At 44.2% G+C, this 15336-nt stretch carries 20 protein-coding genes; 10 read left to right on the plus strand and 10 right to left on the minus strand.

The features are described 5' to 3' along the window. Positions 1 to 55: 55 nt before the first annotated feature. Positions 56 to 1168, minus strand: coding sequence for a histidinol-phosphate transaminase (gene hisC / locus MHI53_RS05705; protein WP_061143154.1), 1113 nt, complete (start codon positions 1166 to 1168; stop codon positions 56 to 58). 171 nt (positions 1169 to 1339) lie between these two features. Here hisC and MHI53_RS05710 point away from each other — a divergent pair, with 171 nt between their 5' ends. Further along, positions 1340 to 1783 carry an Lrp/AsnC family transcriptional regulator gene (locus tag MHI53_RS05710; protein WP_061143153.1) on the plus strand — a complete coding sequence of 148 codons (444 nt, stop codon included), beginning with the start codon at positions 1340 to 1342 and terminating at the stop codon, positions 1781 to 1783. 83 nt (positions 1784 to 1866) lie between these two features. On the opposite strand, the gene MHI53_RS05715 is transcribed toward MHI53_RS05710, so the two are convergent. Continuing rightward, a complete protein-coding gene (locus tag MHI53_RS05715) occupies positions 1867 to 2265 on the minus strand; it encodes a carboxymuconolactone decarboxylase family protein (RefSeq protein ID WP_340372981.1) in 399 nt (132 codons plus the stop codon). 118 nt (positions 2266 to 2383) lie between these two features. Here MHI53_RS05715 and MHI53_RS05720 point away from each other — a divergent pair, with 118 nt between their 5' ends. The 7 genes from MHI53_RS05720 to MHI53_RS05750 all read left to right on the plus strand — a co-directional run bounded on the left by MHI53_RS05720 (position 2384) and on the right by MHI53_RS05750 (position 6083). Continuing rightward, a complete protein-coding gene (locus tag MHI53_RS05720; protein WP_340372982.1) occupies positions 2384 to 2812 on the plus strand; it encodes an Lrp/AsnC family transcriptional regulator in 429 nt (142 codons plus the stop codon). Positions 2813 to 2900: 88 nt separating this feature from the next. Continuing rightward, positions 2901 to 3464, plus strand: a complete 564-nt coding sequence (gene sigY, locus MHI53_RS05725) for an RNA polymerase sigma factor SigY (RefSeq protein WP_340372983.1) — start codon at positions 2901 to 2903, stop codon at positions 3462 to 3464. Continuing rightward, entirely contained in the window at positions 3421 to 3765 is a 345-nt protein-coding gene (locus MHI53_RS05730; RefSeq protein ID WP_340373650.1) for a YxlC family protein, read from the plus strand. Before sigY ends, MHI53_RS05730 begins: the two co-directional genes overlap by 44 nt. Further along, positions 3758 to 3976: a hypothetical protein gene (locus MHI53_RS05735; RefSeq protein WP_061143149.1), complete on the plus strand. Its 219-nt coding sequence runs from the start codon at positions 3758 to 3760 to the stop codon at positions 3974 to 3976. The genes MHI53_RS05730 and MHI53_RS05735 overlap by 8 nt, the downstream gene beginning before the upstream one ends. Continuing rightward, positions 3957 to 4271 (plus strand): YbjQ family protein, encoded by a 315-nt coding sequence (locus MHI53_RS05740; protein WP_340372984.1) that lies wholly within the window; start codon positions 3957 to 3959, stop codon positions 4269 to 4271. The genes MHI53_RS05735 and MHI53_RS05740 overlap by 20 nt, the downstream gene beginning before the upstream one ends. Before the next feature lie 110 nt (positions 4272 to 4381). After that, positions 4382 to 4924 carry a glutathione peroxidase gene (locus tag MHI53_RS05745; RefSeq protein WP_061143147.1) on the plus strand — a complete coding sequence of 181 codons (543 nt, stop codon included), beginning with the start codon at positions 4382 to 4384 and terminating at the stop codon, positions 4922 to 4924. Positions 4925 to 5150: 226 nt separating this feature from the next. Further along, entirely contained in the window at positions 5151 to 6083 is a 933-nt protein-coding gene (locus MHI53_RS05750) for a catalase family peroxidase (protein WP_061143146.1), read from the plus strand. A gap of 50 nt (positions 6084 to 6133) precedes the next feature. On the opposite strand, the gene MHI53_RS05755 is transcribed toward MHI53_RS05750, so the two are convergent. Continuing rightward, the gene (locus MHI53_RS05755) at positions 6134 to 7804 is read right to left on the minus strand and encodes an AarF/ABC1/UbiB kinase family protein (RefSeq protein WP_340372985.1); all 1671 of its coding nucleotides are present in this window, start codon (positions 7802 to 7804) and stop codon (positions 6134 to 6136) included. A gap of 21 nt (positions 7805 to 7825) precedes the next feature. Next, on the minus strand, positions 7826 to 8122 hold the full coding sequence (locus tag MHI53_RS05760) for a hypothetical protein (protein ID WP_100533734.1): 297 nt from the start codon (positions 8120 to 8122) through the stop codon (positions 7826 to 7828). 208 nt (positions 8123 to 8330) lie between these two features. On the opposite strand from MHI53_RS05760, the gene MHI53_RS05765 reads away from it, so the two are divergent. Further along, positions 8331 to 9080: a glucose 1-dehydrogenase gene (locus tag MHI53_RS05765; RefSeq protein ID WP_340373651.1), complete on the plus strand. Its 750-nt coding sequence runs from the start codon at positions 8331 to 8333 to the stop codon at positions 9078 to 9080. Positions 9081 to 9082: 2 nt separating this feature from the next. On the opposite strand, the gene MHI53_RS05770 is transcribed toward MHI53_RS05765, so the two are convergent. Both MHI53_RS05770 and MHI53_RS05775 read right to left on the minus strand, forming a co-directional pair. After that, positions 9083 to 9313 carry a hypothetical protein gene (locus MHI53_RS05770; RefSeq protein ID WP_061143142.1) on the minus strand — a complete coding sequence of 77 codons (231 nt, stop codon included), beginning with the start codon at positions 9311 to 9313 and terminating at the stop codon, positions 9083 to 9085. A 62-nt stretch (positions 9314 to 9375) separates the two neighbouring features. Continuing rightward, positions 9376 to 10167, minus strand: a complete 792-nt coding sequence (locus MHI53_RS05775; protein WP_340372986.1) for a TIGR00266 family protein — start codon at positions 10165 to 10167, stop codon at positions 9376 to 9378. A gap of 215 nt (positions 10168 to 10382) precedes the next feature. Here MHI53_RS05775 and MHI53_RS05780 point away from each other — a divergent pair, with 215 nt between their 5' ends. After that, a complete protein-coding gene (locus MHI53_RS05780) occupies positions 10383 to 10850 on the plus strand; it encodes a CBS domain-containing protein (protein WP_340372987.1) in 468 nt (155 codons plus the stop codon). 49 nt (positions 10851 to 10899) lie between these two features. Here the strand turns inward: MHI53_RS05780 and MHI53_RS05785 are convergent, their stop codons facing one another. From MHI53_RS05785 to MHI53_RS05800, 4 genes are all read right to left on the minus strand, one after another. Next, positions 10900 to 13014, minus strand: coding sequence for a penicillin-binding protein 2 (locus tag MHI53_RS05785; protein WP_340372988.1), 2115 nt, complete (start codon positions 13012 to 13014; stop codon positions 10900 to 10902). 317 nt (positions 13015 to 13331) lie between these two features. After that, positions 13332 to 13685, minus strand: coding sequence for a hypothetical protein (locus tag MHI53_RS05790; RefSeq protein ID WP_061143138.1), 354 nt, complete (start codon positions 13683 to 13685; stop codon positions 13332 to 13334). 77 nt (positions 13686 to 13762) lie between these two features. Continuing rightward, on the minus strand, positions 13763 to 14878 hold the full coding sequence (locus MHI53_RS05795; RefSeq protein WP_340372989.1) for a DUF2515 family protein: 1116 nt from the start codon (positions 14876 to 14878) through the stop codon (positions 13763 to 13765). A 103-nt stretch (positions 14879 to 14981) separates the two neighbouring features. Further along, positions 14982 to 15155 carry a hypothetical protein gene (locus MHI53_RS05800; protein ID WP_340372990.1) on the minus strand — a complete coding sequence of 58 codons (174 nt, stop codon included), beginning with the start codon at positions 15153 to 15155 and terminating at the stop codon, positions 14982 to 14984. Positions 15156 to 15336: the final 181 nt, after the last annotated feature.

Consider the following 15336-nt stretch of genomic DNA (forward strand, 5'->3'; position numbering starts at 1 on the left):
AGATACGGCATGGGCGACAACGACCATGCCGTATCTTTTTATCCTTCCTTTTAGGTCAAACGCCAGCCGTTTCATTGGTTGCATTTTGCAAGCAGGTTATGAACTTTTCATTTTCAAGCGGAGTGCCGATGGTCACACGGATCGTATCCGCATACCCAAGCAAATGACCGGAACGGGTGATGACCCCGGAAGTCAATAGCTTCTCGAAAACAACCTTGCCAGGCTGGTTCAGCTTGATCATTAAGAAATTGGCATGTGAAGGGAAGAATGCCAAACCCATCCTGCTCAGTTCGTTTTCCAAATATCTTCTTCCTTCCTCGTTCCTGCGGGCACATTGCTCCACGAAAGCATCGTCGTCCAATGAGGCGAAGGCTGCAGCCTGTGCAAGCCGGTTCGTATTGAATGGTTCTTTCACTTTTACGAGCTCTTGGATGATGGAGGCGTTCATTATACCGTATCCGATCCTTAATGCAGCCAAGCCATGAATTTTTGAAAACGTACGTAAGATGACAAGATTTGCATGGTCATTTAAAAGGGGCAAGGTTTCCAAATAGTCTTCATCATTGACATACTCATAGTAAGCTTCGTCAACGATCAGTAAAATATGTTTCGGTACTTTTTCGATAAAGGCTCTTAACCTTTCCTTTTGAACGATCGTCCCTGTCGGATTATTGGGATTACAAATAAAAATCATTTTCGTATTTTCCGTTATGGCGTCATACATCCGCTGAAGGTCATGCACGCCATTCATGAGAGGGATCTTGACAGGCGTACCGCCGTCGATCAAAACATTCGTTTCATAGCGCGGAAAGGTAACATCTGCCATGATGACCTCATCCTTTGCTTGGATATACGTTCTTGTCAATAGGCGAATCACTTCATCCGATCCATTCCCCAAGATGATTTGATCTTGTTTTATGGATAATTTCCTGGCTAGCTTTGCCGCTAATGAAGGGGCCATCCCTTCAGGGTAAAGGGATGCTTGCTCCATTTCGACGATCATGGCTTCCTTTGCTAGAGATGAGCAGCCGTATGGATTCTCATTGGAGGCCAATTTGACGATTGTTTCCAGGCCTAATTCGCGTTGCACTTCTTCAATCGGTTTACCGGATACATAAGGACTTAATTCCTCAATCTTTTTTCGCACCGGGATTTTACTATAGGTCAATGCAGGTTCCTCCTTTTATATGATTCTGAATTTTCTTTTTCTATGGTAATTTTAATGATAGAATATTAACTGTCAAAATTACATACAAAAAAGAACGTATTTACAGCTTTCCATCCACCATATTAAAGAAATATAGCCTTATAATCCTTCATTATGAAAGGCGGTCGTTTCATGGATGAAATAGATGTCAGTTTACTGGAGCTTTTACAAATGAATGGAAGGATGACAATAAGTGAACTATCAAAGAAATTGGCCTTAAGTCGACCAAGCATTTCTGAACGCATGTATCGCCTCCAGGAAAAGGGAATCATCGAGGGTTTCAGTGCAAGGGTTTCACCGACCGCAATCGGAAGAGCGGTGCTCGTGTTCATTCAAGTGAGTGAACTTAAGGTTTCCGTTTCCGATTTCGAGCAATTAGTGATAAATGATTTGGATATTATCGAATGCCATCGCGTAACGGGGACAGTGGGGTATTTTCTTAAGGCGGCTTTAGCTGATATGGACAGCATGAGATTACTTATCGATCGATTGATACCCTATGGGCACCTGAATACTTCCATAGTCTTGACATCCCCTGTACCTTCGCGTTCCATCCTTCCAAAGGTCAGTGAATGATAAGGTCGCCAGCCATGATGCAGCACTTGGCGTAAGAAAGACGTCAAAAAGGAACAGTGCAGGTCCACTGTTCCTTTTTGGTGTCACTTCAAGTCCATCAGTGCCCCGAAATATTGCTGGGACGTAGTAAAACAAATGAAGGCCAATAGTTCCGAAATTTCTTCATCCGTAAGCGCTTCTTTCAATACGTGGAAAAATGGATCCCCCGTTTTTTCACGCTGGGTTAGGAATACTTCTGCAAACCCAATCGCATAGCTTTCTTTTACTTCGCTTGGCTTTAGTGGAGTACCTTTTGCCTGACAGTAAGAACAGCCGTTGCCCAAGGCCAGGACCCTCCTGACATTTTCCTTTAATTCCTTCGATAGTTTCCCATCTGCACACACACTCTCTGAAAGGTCTGACCATTTTTGCAAAATTTCTTCGGAATGAAATAACCGCTGAAAGGGACTGGACCCAAGCTCCGAATTTTTTATTCTTGTCATGCTCATCTCTCCTTTGAGATAATCTTAATATAAAAAACGAGCATTTTTAATTGCGTTCGCAAAGTATATCTATTAAATATTTATTGAACGTAAGGAAAAGAAGGAGTATGTTATTCGAATGAAAATTGATGATAAAGATAGGGACATCCTTGCTGAATTAATGTTGAATAGCCGGGTCTCAATGAGGGAATTGGCAAAGAAGGTAGGTCTCTCCGCTCCCACCGTTACCGAGCGAGTCCGGCAAATGGAGTCGTTCGGCATCATTAAGGGATACGTTGCCGAAATTGACCACAAAAAGATCGGTTTTCCGATTGAGTGTATCGTGGAAGCAACGATAAAAAATGGGGAATATGAAAAATTCAAAATGTATATTTCCAAGCTGCCGAATGTTGATTTTTGCTATCGAATTGCCGGGCAAGCCTGCTTTATGCTCAAAATTCGCAGTGAGAGTCTGGAAAAAGTGGAGGAATTCATCAATCAAACCATTCCTTTTGCGGCAACGGTGACACATGTCATCCTTTCAGAAGTTGAGCGGAAGCATGAATGATAGATTTTTTTCATCGCTTGTGAACGAATCCTTCCTTTCAAACGTCAAATAATATAAAGGATGGGAAATGAGAGTGGGTGATCAAGGGATGGACGAAAAAAATCTGGTTAAAGCGGCAAAAAATGGGGATGACGGAGCTTTGGCGGAATTGTTTCAAGGTTCCTATCCTTTCCTGCTTAAATATTTATTGAAATTGACCTTTAACCTGCAAAATGCAGAGGATTTGGCTCAGGAGACCTATTCGAAGGCCATCGAGAATCTTTCAAGGTTCAAGGGGACTTCCAAATTTTCCACTTGGTTGATTTCCATAGCAACACGGCTATATTTGGATCAACAGCGCAAGAGGAAACGCGAATTCAACTGGATGAAACAAGAGCAATCAATACGCAAGCTGAAATGGGAGGCGCAAAGCAATAACCAAGTATGGGATGATGTGATGGAGGCGTTAGGACAGTTGAACGATGGTTTACGGGTGCCGGTCATATTGAAGCATTACTATGGTTTTTCTTACGAAGAAATAGCGGCGATAATCAGCATTCCGGAAGGGACGGTAAAATCCCGTGTCCATAAAGGCATCAAAGCCATAAGAAAGGAGCTGGCAACGATTGATGAAGGATCAGTCAGGATATCCAAAACGCTCAGCCAAGAATGATCAAGATGTAGTCGACCAATTGAATAAGAGCCTGGAGAATTTTGATGAGGCGATATCTTTTGAGGTTCCTCATCCGTCGCATTTTGAAGAGAAAATTAAAATTTTGCGTGCAGAGACCAAAAATAGGCGGCTGCGAGAACTGCTTATCTTTACAATAACCGCTGCAGTTATCCTATCTTTCCTGTTTTTGGCGCTGTACCTTCAGCCGGTAATGTTCATAATGCTCCAGGTGCTGACCGTGGTGTTCATTTGTTGCTATACGGTACATGTGAAAAGGAAGGTGAAGGTGAGTCATGAGTAATCTTGAGATATTTGCCTTGATGGTCTGTGGGCTGATTTTACTGACCCAAAGCATTTTTCTATTCATCGATGCCAGGAAGAATGGCTTCAACCAATGGATGTGGGGGATTCTTGGGTTGATTCAAGCCCCGTTCCCGATCATTTTTTATATGATCGTTAAGAAAATCAGAAAAAAGGAAGAGGATGAACTATATGATTATCGTGACTACTAATACGGTTCCTGGTAAAGAAATCAAAGATTTAAAGGGGCTTGTTAAGGGAAACTGTGTTCAATCCAAACATATCGGAAAAGATATCCTTGCTGGATTAAGAACCATTGTCGGTGGCGAAATCAATGAGTATACCGAAATGATGAAAGAGGCGAGGCAAAAAGCAATTGGCAGGATGGTGGAAGAAGCGAAGGAAAGAGGGGCGAATGCCATTGTGGCCATGCGTTTGGAAACTTCAGCTATCATGCAGAACACTTGTGAAATCATCGCCTATGGCACTGCCGTTTATGTGGAATGACATGAAATGATCAAAACAGGGTCATAAGTCTTAGTTCATTGAGCATATTCCTTTTTTTCGCTAATTATTTACCGTATAATTCCTGAGCAAGACATAAGGAGGAATGAAGCGTGGGCATATATGATTTTTCAGCAGAGCGGATCAATGGCAAGGAAGTTTCTTTGGAACAATATAAAGGACAGGTTCTCATTGTGGTCAATACGGCAAGTGAATGTGGTTTCACTCCGCAATATGAAGATCTTCAAAAGCTTTATGATCGATATAAAGATAAAGGCCTCAATATTTTAGGCTTTCCATGCAATCAGTTCGGTGGTCAAGAACCTGGGCAAAATGAAGAAGTAGAGACGTTTTGCCAATTGAATTATGGCGTTAGCTTCCCTCTGTTCAATAAAGTCGATGTAAGAGGAAGCCAGGCACACCCTTTATTTCAATATTTAACCGATCAAGCCCCATTTACTGGACTTGACAATAAACCTGGCGGGAAAATGCTGCAGGCGATGCTGCAAACGGAACATCCGGAATTCTTGATAGATGATTCAATTAAGTGGAACTTCACTAAATTTTTGATCGATCGTGATGGTAATGTCGTGAAGCGCTTTGAATCAATCGAAGCACCTTTTGAAATGGAACGGGATATTGAAACGCTTTTATAGACCTTGGTATGTAACTGAATCTGGATTTTATACGACGACAAGCTAAAGATAAACTAGAAATATCCCGTACATGTCAGGTACAAAACCAACATGAACGGGATATTTTTTTAGGTTGGAAATTGTCCGTTCCTCCGTGAAAATCATTTGAATGCAAGTTTTCCTTGAATAGGCTTATGAATTAATGGGTACAGGTAATAATGAATTTAAAAAGATGGGGTGACATGTAATGGAGGGAAACGAGAGCTTAAAACCTGAACTAGCCAGTGAAGCAGTGGATGCGATTGAAAAAGTAGTTGGAACATATCCAGGCTACCGTCGGGCACATGCGAGGGGATATGTGTATAAGGGGGTTTTTACCCCGAACGGAAAAGCTTCGCCGTTAACGGTGGCTGCCCATCTTCAGGATGAAGCCGTGCCTGCGGTCATTCGGTTTTCGAATAGCTCACCGGTCCCGACCCATCCTGATGCCGATTCACCTGTAAAGGGCATGGCCGTCAAGTTTCGATTGCCAGGTGGAGAGGAAACTGACCTCATTGCGGTGACCATTCCGCTCTTCTTTGCGAAAACACCTGAAGCTTTCGTCGAGATTGCTCACTTCATCAAATCTGCAAAAGACGGTTTTCCCAATCTGAAAGAATTGGGGGGTATTTTGTTGAAATACCCGGAGAGTAAGGCAGGCCTGCAAATGCTTAAGGAAATGCGTTCTCCGGCAAGTTTCGCAACGTGTCAATATTACTCGATACATGCTTTCTACCTCATGAACGCAGAAGGAAGGCGTCAGGCCATCAAGTATGAATGGGTGCCGGATTCCGGACTCAGCATGCTGGAGAAAAAGGAGGCAGCCGAGCACCCTGCAGATTATTTGAAAGAAGAAATGGAAGAAAGGCTTAAGCAGGGACCAGTAGGTTTTAAATTGAACATTCAAATTGGAGGGGAAAATGACCCAGCTGACGATCCGACCATCGCTTGGTCGGAAGGCACACAGGTAATCACGGTCGGGCATTTAATGATCACTGATAAGGTGGACACGACTGCAGATCATTTGCTGTTCGATCCAACCAATACCCCTGAAGGAATTGAGTGTTCGAATGATCCGATCCTGCATTTTCGCCATCGCGCTTATGCCGTTTCGTATGAGCGGCGCACACATGGCCAATGAATGGAAAAAGCAAAACCCAAAATCAAGGGTTTTGCTCTTTTTTTGTACGATTACATTTTCCCCGATCTGAAAATGGTGTAAAGCATGAGCAAAAACATCAAGGTGGCAACGACAAATCCAATTTCGATCACCGGGATTTTCCAGAGTAGCAGCGTTTCCCCGCCTATCGCCGAACCGATGATAAGACCGACCATGATGATGCTGAAGGCAAGCAGGATAATACTGAAGGAAAGGCGGTTCGAGATTTGATCAAGCTTATGTAAAAAAACCTGAAGCTCAGGTATGTTGATATCCAAGCGCAATTTTCCTTTTTTGATGATCCCCGTTACTTCCTTGATATCCTTCGGAAGTTCAGCCATCGCCTCAGCCGATTCGATGAATTGGTTCCACGTATTCCTTGCGATGTTTTTTGGATTGTAGCGTTCCTTGAAAAGCCTTTGTCCAAAAGGTTCGGCTGCTTTCATGATGCTGAAATGCGGATCCAGCTCCTCGACTATGGCCTCCATCGTAAGTAAAGCCTTACCGAGCATGGTGAATTCCGGGGGGATTTGGATATGATGCCGATTGGCAACAGTGAACAGATCATTGACCGCTCCGCCTAAGCTGATTTGACTTAATGGGATATCGTAATATTTATTTCGCAGTTCATCGATATCCGCCCTCAATGAAGCCATATCGGTTTCGTCCGTCAGAAGTCCCATGTCGGCAAGCGTTTTGATCAATCCATTGGTGCTTCCGCGTTTCAGATTGATGACAAGCGAGGCAAATTGATACTTCATATCGTCCTCCAATCGTCCCACCATTCCAAAATCCATGAGTGTGACGACATTCCCTGGCAAAATGATGATATTGCCAGGGTGGGGATCACCGTGGTAAAAACCATCGATCAAAATTTGCTGAAGCAGTGAATTCGCTAATCTTTCAGCGATTATCCGTCGATCATACCCTTCCTCATCAAGCTGTTTATAGTGATTGATCTTAATTCCCTGGATGAAATCCATCGTCAGGATTCTTTTCGTCGAATACTCCCAATGAATTCTTGGTATCTTCAGGCCTTGATCATGATTGAATTGCTTGGCTATTCTCTCTCCATTGCGGCCCTCTGCATTATAATCGAGCTCTGCGCGAAGTGATTTAGCGAATTCATCAATCATTTTCCTGATTTGGTAGCGCCTTGCCCAGGAAATGCGCGCTTCCATCAGTCTTGCCAAATCATCGAGGATTTCCAAATCCGTTTCCACAGTCGGCATGATATCGGGACGCTGGACCTTAATCGCTACGACTTCCTGTGAAGGAAGCCGTGCAGCGTGGACCTGTCCGATTGATGCGGTTGCGAGCGGTTTTTCTTGGAATTCGAGAAAAAGGTTTTCCAAAGAGTCGCCCAACTCTGCTTCAACTATTTTGCGTACCTTATCAAACGGAAAGGGGGCAACCTGGTCCTGCAGTTTTTCCAGTTCGCGGACGATTTCTTCCGGAACGAAATCACGCCTTGTGCTTGCTATCTGTCCCAGTTTAATGAAAGTGGGCCCCAGGCTTTGCAATATCGTTTGCAGCCGCTCGCCGATCGAGCGGAGGTTCAGGTTTTCATCGGGCTGGAGGTTCGTTGCCGCCTTGCTTTCCGATAACCCGAGACGATAGACGAAGTATCCAAAGCCATTCTTCAAAAAGGCATTAATGATTTCTTGGTAACGATGTGCGTGTTTCAGTCGTTTGCCAAACATTCAAGTACCTCCAGGTCATGATTATGTGTTTTGGTTTTGTTGCTCTAAAATGGCAATGCGGCGTTCCAATTCCCGAACTTCTTCCTTCGTTGCCAAGTTCAGCCCGTTGAGTGCTTGATTGACTTTAAGCTTGACGGATTCATCCAGCTGCTTTTGCGCTTGTTCCCCTTTTTCCACCCATTGCTTAATCAGAACCTTGGAGTCTTCTTTACTGATATCTCCTTTTTTCACAAGCGAGTCCACCGCTTTTTCAATTTGTTCCTTCGTAGCGGCGGCAGCTCCCAAACCTAAAGAGAACACATTTTTTAATAAGTCCATTTTTCATCCCTCCATCAAATGTTTACATTGCGGGTCACCTTCACCATGATTTCTTCTTGTTGTTCCTTTTATCATACATCATTGAAGGCCGCTACAAAAATATAATGGGTCCTCCTGATTGTGATGACCACGGATGCTCGTGTTTGAAGTGAAGGGGATTGGATATTATGATAGGGAAAAGTAAGCTTGGGAAAGGAAGGATGATATGATGGGCTTTTCAAGTAAAACAGTGATCGTCACAGGCGCTTCAAATGGAATAGGGAGGGGCGTGGCAATGGGATATGCACAAAGCGGTGCATCGGTCGTTTTGGCGGATATGGACGAGCAGGAGGGTCTTCGGTATGCAAAGGAGCTCAAGGCTAGCGGGCATGAAGCTATGTTCGTTAAAACGGATGTTCGGACCGAGGCAGATATCCTTCATTTGATGGATGTGACGCTAAAAACCTATAAGACCATAGATATATTAATCAATAATGCCGGAAAGGCGTTATTCAAGCCTGTATATGAACTGACGCTTGAGGAATGGGACGATATGATGAATACGAATTTACGCAGTGTTTTCCTTTGCTCCAGGGAAGCGGCTAAAGCGATGCGGGAAAATGAAACGGGCGGGGCGATCATCAATTTAGCTTCAACGAGAGCCCTTATGTCAGAGCCTGATTCTGAATCTTATGCTGCGACGAAAGGAGGAATCGTTTCCCTGACCCATGCACTTGCCGCCTCTTTAAGCAACGAGAAAATTACCGTTAATTCGATTTCCCCCGGATGGATTGAAACGGGCCATTATGATGCGCTTAGGGAGAAGGATCATCAACAGCATTTTTCCAATCGGGTCGGTAAACCGGAAGATATAGCAAGGGCCTGTCTTTATTTGACGGCAGCTGAAAATGATTTCGTTACTGGGGTTAATCTTATCGTCGATGGTGGGATGACAAGAAAAATGATGTACGAAGAGTGAGTTCATTTTCTCCGGTAGAGATATTGCAGTTCAGTGCCTAGCTCCCTGTTGAGCAGCCGTTCCATTTCTTCGAGCTCTTCAATGCCGATTGGGTCATCGGCCGCGGTCCAGTGAATCGTGTAAACAAAATAGTAATCTCTTATCTTTCGGAAAATAACGGGTGAGTTCGGGAATCGATCAAAAGTTGCCTTGATATTATATCGTCGCATGTAGGACCATTTAACAAGCTGCAAATAGACAACTCCTTTTACGGAATCGATCGATGGCTGCCTTGATGGCAGCCATCGATCGGACCTTATTTATCGTTGAATAAATTGAATAAACCCTTAGCTACGCTGCCTTCTTCAGAAGATCCCCCGTTTTGCGGCGCTGCTGCAAAGACGCGGCTTGCAAGGCGGCTGAAAGGCAATGATTGCACCCAGACGGTTCCAGGTCCTTTCAATGTGGCGAAGAATAACCCTTCGCCCCCGAATAAAGCGGTCTTCACGCCTTTTACGAATTCGATATTATAATCTACCCCGCCCGTCATGGCGACTAAACACCCCGTATCGACCCGGAGGATCTCACCTGGAGCCAATTCTTTTTTATGGATCGTGCCCCCAGCATGGACGAAGGTCATTCCGTCCCCTTCGAGCTTTTGCATGATGAAGCCTTCGCCGCCAAAAAAGCCCGTTCCTATTTTTCTCTGAAACTCGATTCCAATCGATACTCCTTTGGCTGCCGCCAGAAAGGCATCCTTTTGGCAAATGACTTTACCGCCCAGTTCGCTTAAGTCCAATGGAATGATTTTTCCCGGGTAGGGTGAGGCGAAGGAGGCATGCCGTTTATCTCTTCCTTCATTCGTGAACGCCGTCATGAACAGGCTCTCCCCGGTAAGAAGCCTTTTGCCCGCACCAAATAATTTGCCCATCATCCCGCCGTCACTATTTCGTGACCCATCACCAAAGATGGTTTCCATCTTGATATGATCTTCCATCATCATCAAGCTTCCAGCTTCGGCCACCACCGTTTCCTGTGGATCCAATTCCACCTCGACGAATTGCATGTCATCACCATATATTTTAAAATCGATTTCATGATTATTCATTGGCCATTCCTCCCATCATTCTTGTTTCATTGTAAAAGATAATCTTGCAACCTGCCAATATTTTTCAAGTTTACCCGCAAGATTATAAATGAAATCCATCTCAAGGCTGGTAAAAGGCAGTTCAGAACTCAAGGGTTTTTAAATAGAATAAGGTAGGGTATTAATAGAAAGATGAGATGGATATAGGAACAAACTTTAAAAAAGGGGTGTTTTTCATGTTAGTGAAGGATTTCATGATCCGGGAAGTCTACGTTGCCCGTCCTGATTATACCTTAAAGGAAATTTTGCGAACCTTGATCGAAAATAAAGTGGGCGGGGTACCGGTCGTCGATGAACACGATAAGCTATTGGGAATGGTGACGGATGGGGACATCCTTCGTTATCTGACACCTGCAGAAGAAGCCATCAAGGGATATTTCACATATATCACAGTCATTCCAGGTGAGGAACTGGATGAAAAGGTGCGATCCAAAATGAACGATAAAGCCTCGCAAATCATAAGAAATAAAAGGATCACAAAGCTGTCCATGGAAGATCCTTTAGATGAAATGATAAAGGTGCTTTCCAAGCATCATTTCAAGAAAATCCCGGTCGTCGACAAAGATGATAAAGTCGTCGGCATCATCAGCAGGGGAGATGCACTAAGGGCCCTATATAAGGAGTTCGTTCACAAGCTGGAATAGGGCAATTTGCATGAAAAGGCCTGCTCGAAATCGAGCAGGCCCAGCTAGATTATTGAGTGTCTTCTGCTTTCTTGTCTGAATCGGACTTACCTTTTGCTCGATCTTCCTTTAATTTAAAGTAGGCGTCCATTACTTGCTCTCCGATCCGTTTGTTGATATCGTCAGCTGGCTTGCCTTGATATACCCATGGCACGACGACAGAGAATGCCACTTCCGGATTATTGTTAGGTGCATACCCTGCAAGCGTCAGATTGATGGTCGGGACGGGAGCACTATATTGACTCCTCCGCGGTCCGTCGTAAAAGGCCTCGGCTGTTCCCGTTTTCGCTGCAGCCCGGTAGGATTTTCCGCCAAAATACTTATACGCCGTCCCGCCTGGCTCCTGGGCAACCTGCCGGAAACCTTCCTGGACACGCTGAATCCAAACATCCTTACCGCCTAATTCGTTCAGCACTTTCGGGCTCATCGATTTAAAAACGCTGCCCAACTGATTGTGTTCGTCGGAAGGATTCCGGATTTCCCTGACCATCCGCGGCTCCAGCCTTTTCCCGCCATTTGCAATCGTCGATGCGTACTGTGCCAACTGCATCGGCGTATACGTATCATACTGCCCGATCGATAAATCCAGCAGCAATCCGTCCGTTGACATATCGACTCCTTTAAACCCGACGGATTCATTCGGCAGATCGATGCCGGTACGGACGCCCAATCCGAATTGGGCATAATGGTTGCGCATGATTGCATAAGCTTCCCGGTTGATCCCGAGCGGCCGATTGGGAATATAATGGCCCCCGGCAATTTTGATCGCCGTCATGAACATATAGACATTCGACGATTTCTTTAACGCGGAGACATCCGTTACATACCCTAAATCACTATAAGAGCCTTTCGGTGGGGCCCCTGCTAAATGGAGTTTTCTGTCAAAAAAAGCAGACCCCGGTGAAATGGCTCCCGTCTGGTAGCCCGTGTATACCGTGGCCCCTTTAACGGATGATCCTATCGTATAGGAGGTCGTAATGTTCCCGAGGGCGAAATCGTTCATTTCGGTCAAGCCGGTTTCACTGTTGCGTCCATATTGCCGGCCCGCCATCGTGAGCACCTCGCCCGTGTTCGGGTCCATCAAGACGACGAAGGCACGATCCAAAAAGTAGGTATTCCCCCTGGCCTTCGCCCTCCATAGTTCGCTCTCGATGATTTTTTCGACCTTTTGCTGAAGCTCCATATCAATTGACAGGATCAAGTCTTTTCCGCTTTGCCCTTCCGTGAGGGTATTCGTTTTGATGACTTCCCCTTTGCTCATCACGTTTTCAACCCGCGTCTTATGACCACGCAGAACATCTTCATATTGCTTTTCAATATAACTTTTACCGACCCTGTCATTTCTGGTGTAATCGCGTGCCAGGTAATAGTCGATATTCTCACTCGGAATCCCTTCTTCGGAGGAAGAGACTTTGCCAAGGACCGAGCGAAGAGTTTCGTCATACTTATAGGTCCTTTCCCAGTCCGTCGTGACGTCCACGCCCGGCATTTCATCCAAATGCTCACTGACCCTGGCAAATTCTTTTGTGGAGACATCTTTGTTCTTCACGATCGACGGTGTGAGGGCATAGCCGCTATTGAATTCCCGGAATATGGCTATCACTTCCAATTCATCCTTGGTGAATTCCTTGATATTCTCCTCGGTGACACGCTCCAGCTGAAGCTTGTATAAATTCTTTTGCTCTAATTTCTTTTCGGTTACCTTCCGTCTTTCGGACTTGGTGATCAATGCCTCGGCTTCTTTCGGATGCTTTAAGATCCAAAAATCCTTTTTATCCGGTATCGTTACCTTTTTCGTATCTTTTTCGATCAAGGTAGCAAGAATCTCCGCCGTCTTCACCATATCGGCGGTTTTTGTATTTGGGTATTTCGTATAGGTAATGGCATTGCGCGGCTCATTATCGACGACCGGATTGAAGTTGCGGTCAAACATCTTCCCACGTGGAACAGGGGTATTGGCCACATCGTTTTCCGTCCGGTCGACTTCACGAAGGTAATCATCTCCATATACGATTTGGACGATGCCAAGCCGGATTATTAAGCTTGAAAATAAAATGAATATTAAAAAGAACATGAAGTTCAGTCGGAAAGGAATTGGGGTTTTTTTCTTTTTTTCTTTGGCCATCAGTAACATTCCTTTCTAGTAAAAGTAAAAAATAAGAAAATTCCTATCTCCAATGATATATAAAATTAACTTATTTTTCTATGCTTTATCCGTAATTTTATCTATATTTCCAAAAGATTGTTATATAGTTATAAAATTACTCGTAATCTTATGATTGGGAAAATTACTATAATTGTAAAGTTTGGAGATGTGGAAAGATTCTGATGGATTCGATAAGCGCGGCAGACACTTGAAGGGGGATGGTCCATGGCTTGCTCATGCGTAAAAAGGGGGCTTTTGTAGGTGAAATGAATGATCCGCGCCAACGGATTCCAAAATTAATGGGCTTCATATTTCTTGACGGGCGTCTGAGTGGTAACGGGGATGATCTCTTTGAAATATCCGGATAACGCGAGCCATTTTTCAGGGTAGATATAGATGAACCGCTCCAACGTTTCCATGGAGTGCAGGACCAGGCAATCAATTTGATCGATTTTCTTATTCTGTAAATTGTATAGCAGTTCATGCGGGATCGTGTAATGGAGATTGAGCTGATAAGGATTTAGTATGACCGGGGAAATATTGTTTTCTTCCATATACTTGTTCGTCACGATCTGTTGGATTGTAAAGCTATCCTTCATATGTAATTCCCCGATCGAATAGTTCGGATTCAATAGTACGATGCCTCTCATTGGCTTCACCCATTCTTTTTGCTATCCATTCTTGCCAAATGGAGGATGGGATATTCAGAATAAGAGGCTTCGTCCTGCTAGAATAGGCTTTTCAGTTCGTTGATGGCTTTGAGATGTTTGACATTTTCAAGCACTTTTTTGGTCAAATCCACCTTTTTAATGAGAGGGGAGTCTTGTAAATGCCCGATGAAGCTTTCATTTGTATACCAATCGATCGGTGGGGGAGGAAAGAAAGGATGATCTGCCCATGCATCTTGAAGGGAAGGGCTATAGACTTTGTCATTATTTGCTAACGGATCGGAGGTATAAATGCTTTCCCAGTAATCCATCCTTGAGCCCGTGTGTGGAACCGCGTTCGTGAACTCTCCAACGCCATGAAAAACATCAGGGTGCTCAAAAAGGAGCTCATACAGGAATTTTCCCGTTTCAATTCGCCGTTTTGGATCGGCAAAGCGTTCAACGGTAAGGCCGGTTAAGGAACGGATTCCGTCTTGCTTATTTACAAAAGGGAAGATTACGTTCGTGAAGCCTAAAAATTCCTGCAGCTGAAAATCAAGCCTTAGGAGGATTTCACCATGACGGGTACGTTTCAACACCCGTTCTTGAATCATGCTTTGCTCATTGATGATAAGGGCTGTCGTCAAAAGGGGCGAATGGGGTTCTTGGATGAAAGATTCCCAAATCGGGGCCATGAATCTTGATATATGGAAGATGGGGAAATATTTTCTTAAGCGAAGTTCCTTATGTTTAGAATGTTCATATAAAAGGAGCTGAGGAAAGGCATCGGCAAAAATGGCTGAATTGGCGCGCTCCAGGAAAAGGAAGAATTTCCGCCGTTCCGCTTGGCTGAGCAGTTGGGTCATGGACGAGCTTTTCAGGTCGGTCATATGGTATCCGCCATTCCTCGAAACCATATGTGCCAAAAGGGCCCAATGAATCTCGGGGTTACGGCGGTAATAGGCAAGATAAGCATGCGTTCTCGTCATATTATTACGGTTCAAGGCTGCCGTTTCGGTTCGGATCCTTTTTACAAGAGCGGTTTCCTCGGGGAAAAATGCCTTAGACTCCTCGTCAGGCTGAAATAGTTCTTTTCGTAATTGAGTTTTTAGCAGGACGAATCTTTCAGAATCGATGAGAGGCTTGGTCTTGACAGGGGATGTGCCTAACAGCTTTTGTGCAAGTTGGGAAAACATGCGATCACCACTCGTGTTTTTCAGCCATTATATGCAGAGAGGTCAAGAAAGGGGCTTTGCATTTGCAACGCCCTTCAAATCGATTGGTGATGAAAATTTTCCTTCATTTTTTATTTTTCTTCTTCTTTTCCCTGCTCAATAAAATATAATAAACTATCCAGAAAAGTAACACGGGGATAAAAGATAACGGCCTATATTGGACCGGTACGGCAAACAAGATGAAAATGGATAGAAATAAAAACGGTACCGCCAAGAGTATATATTTTCTCCAATCCATATGCTTAAACCTCCTTACGTTATGTCATTCTTATAAGAATAAAGGATAATACCGCAATAATCTAGAAAAGTCACAATTGACAAAAATATACTCCCGTAGTAATCTTTAAACACGAGTTGGAAATTACCATTATTTATGGAAAAGGAGGCGAACGTCATGACTAAATCAGTTAAGCAAATAA

Source organism: Peribacillus sp. FSL E2-0218 (assembly GCF_037992945.1).
GTDB classification, from domain to species: domain Bacteria; phylum Bacillota; class Bacilli; order Bacillales; family DSM-1321; genus Peribacillus; species Peribacillus simplex_B.

Coding starts and splice junctions, on each gene's coding strand:
- MHI53_RS05710 (WP_061143153.1), top strand. CDS start 1,340: ATGGATGAAATAGATGTCAGTTTACTGGAGCTTTTACAAATGAATGGA.
- MHI53_RS05715 (WP_340372981.1), bottom strand. CDS start 2,265: ATGACAAGAATAAAAAATTCGGAGCTTGGGTCCAGTCCCTTTCAGCGG.
- MHI53_RS05720 (WP_340372982.1), top strand. CDS start 2,384: ATGAAAATTGATGATAAAGATAGGGACATCCTTGCTGAATTAATGTTG.
- sigY (WP_340372983.1), top strand. CDS start 2,901: ATGGACGAAAAAAATCTGGTTAAAGCGGCAAAAAATGGGGATGACGGA.
- MHI53_RS05730 (WP_340373650.1), top strand. CDS start 3,421: ATGAAGGATCAGTCAGGATATCCAAAACGCTCAGCCAAGAATGATCAA.
- MHI53_RS05735 (WP_061143149.1), top strand. CDS start 3,758: ATGAGTAATCTTGAGATATTTGCCTTGATGGTCTGTGGGCTGATTTTA.
- MHI53_RS05740 (WP_340372984.1), top strand. CDS start 3,957: ATGATTATCGTGACTACTAATACGGTTCCTGGTAAAGAAATCAAAGAT.
- MHI53_RS05750 (WP_061143146.1), top strand. CDS start 5,151: ATGGAGGGAAACGAGAGCTTAAAACCTGAACTAGCCAGTGAAGCAGTG.
- MHI53_RS05755 (WP_340372985.1), bottom strand. CDS start 7,804: ATGTTTGGCAAACGACTGAAACACGCACATCGTTACCAAGAAATCATT.
- MHI53_RS05760 (WP_100533734.1), bottom strand. CDS start 8,122: ATGGACTTATTAAAAAATGTGTTCTCTTTAGGTTTGGGAGCTGCCGCC.
- MHI53_RS05765 (WP_340373651.1), top strand. CDS start 8,331: ATGGGCTTTTCAAGTAAAACAGTGATCGTCACAGGCGCTTCAAATGGA.
- MHI53_RS05775 (WP_340372986.1), bottom strand. CDS start 10,167: ATGAATAATCATGAAATCGATTTTAAAATATATGGTGATGACATGCAA.
- MHI53_RS05780 (WP_340372987.1), top strand. CDS start 10,383: ATGTTAGTGAAGGATTTCATGATCCGGGAAGTCTACGTTGCCCGTCCT.
- MHI53_RS05785 (WP_340372988.1), bottom strand. CDS start 13,014: ATGGCCAAAGAAAAAAAGAAAAAAACCCCAATTCCTTTCCGACTGAAC.
- MHI53_RS05790 (WP_061143138.1), bottom strand. CDS start 13,685: ATGAGAGGCATCGTACTATTGAATCCGAACTATTCGATCGGGGAATTA.
- MHI53_RS05795 (WP_340372989.1), bottom strand. CDS start 14,878: ATGTTTTCCCAACTTGCACAAAAGCTGTTAGGCACATCCCCTGTCAAG.
- MHI53_RS05800 (WP_340372990.1), bottom strand. CDS start 15,155: ATGGATTGGAGAAAATATATACTCTTGGCGGTACCGTTTTTATTTCTA.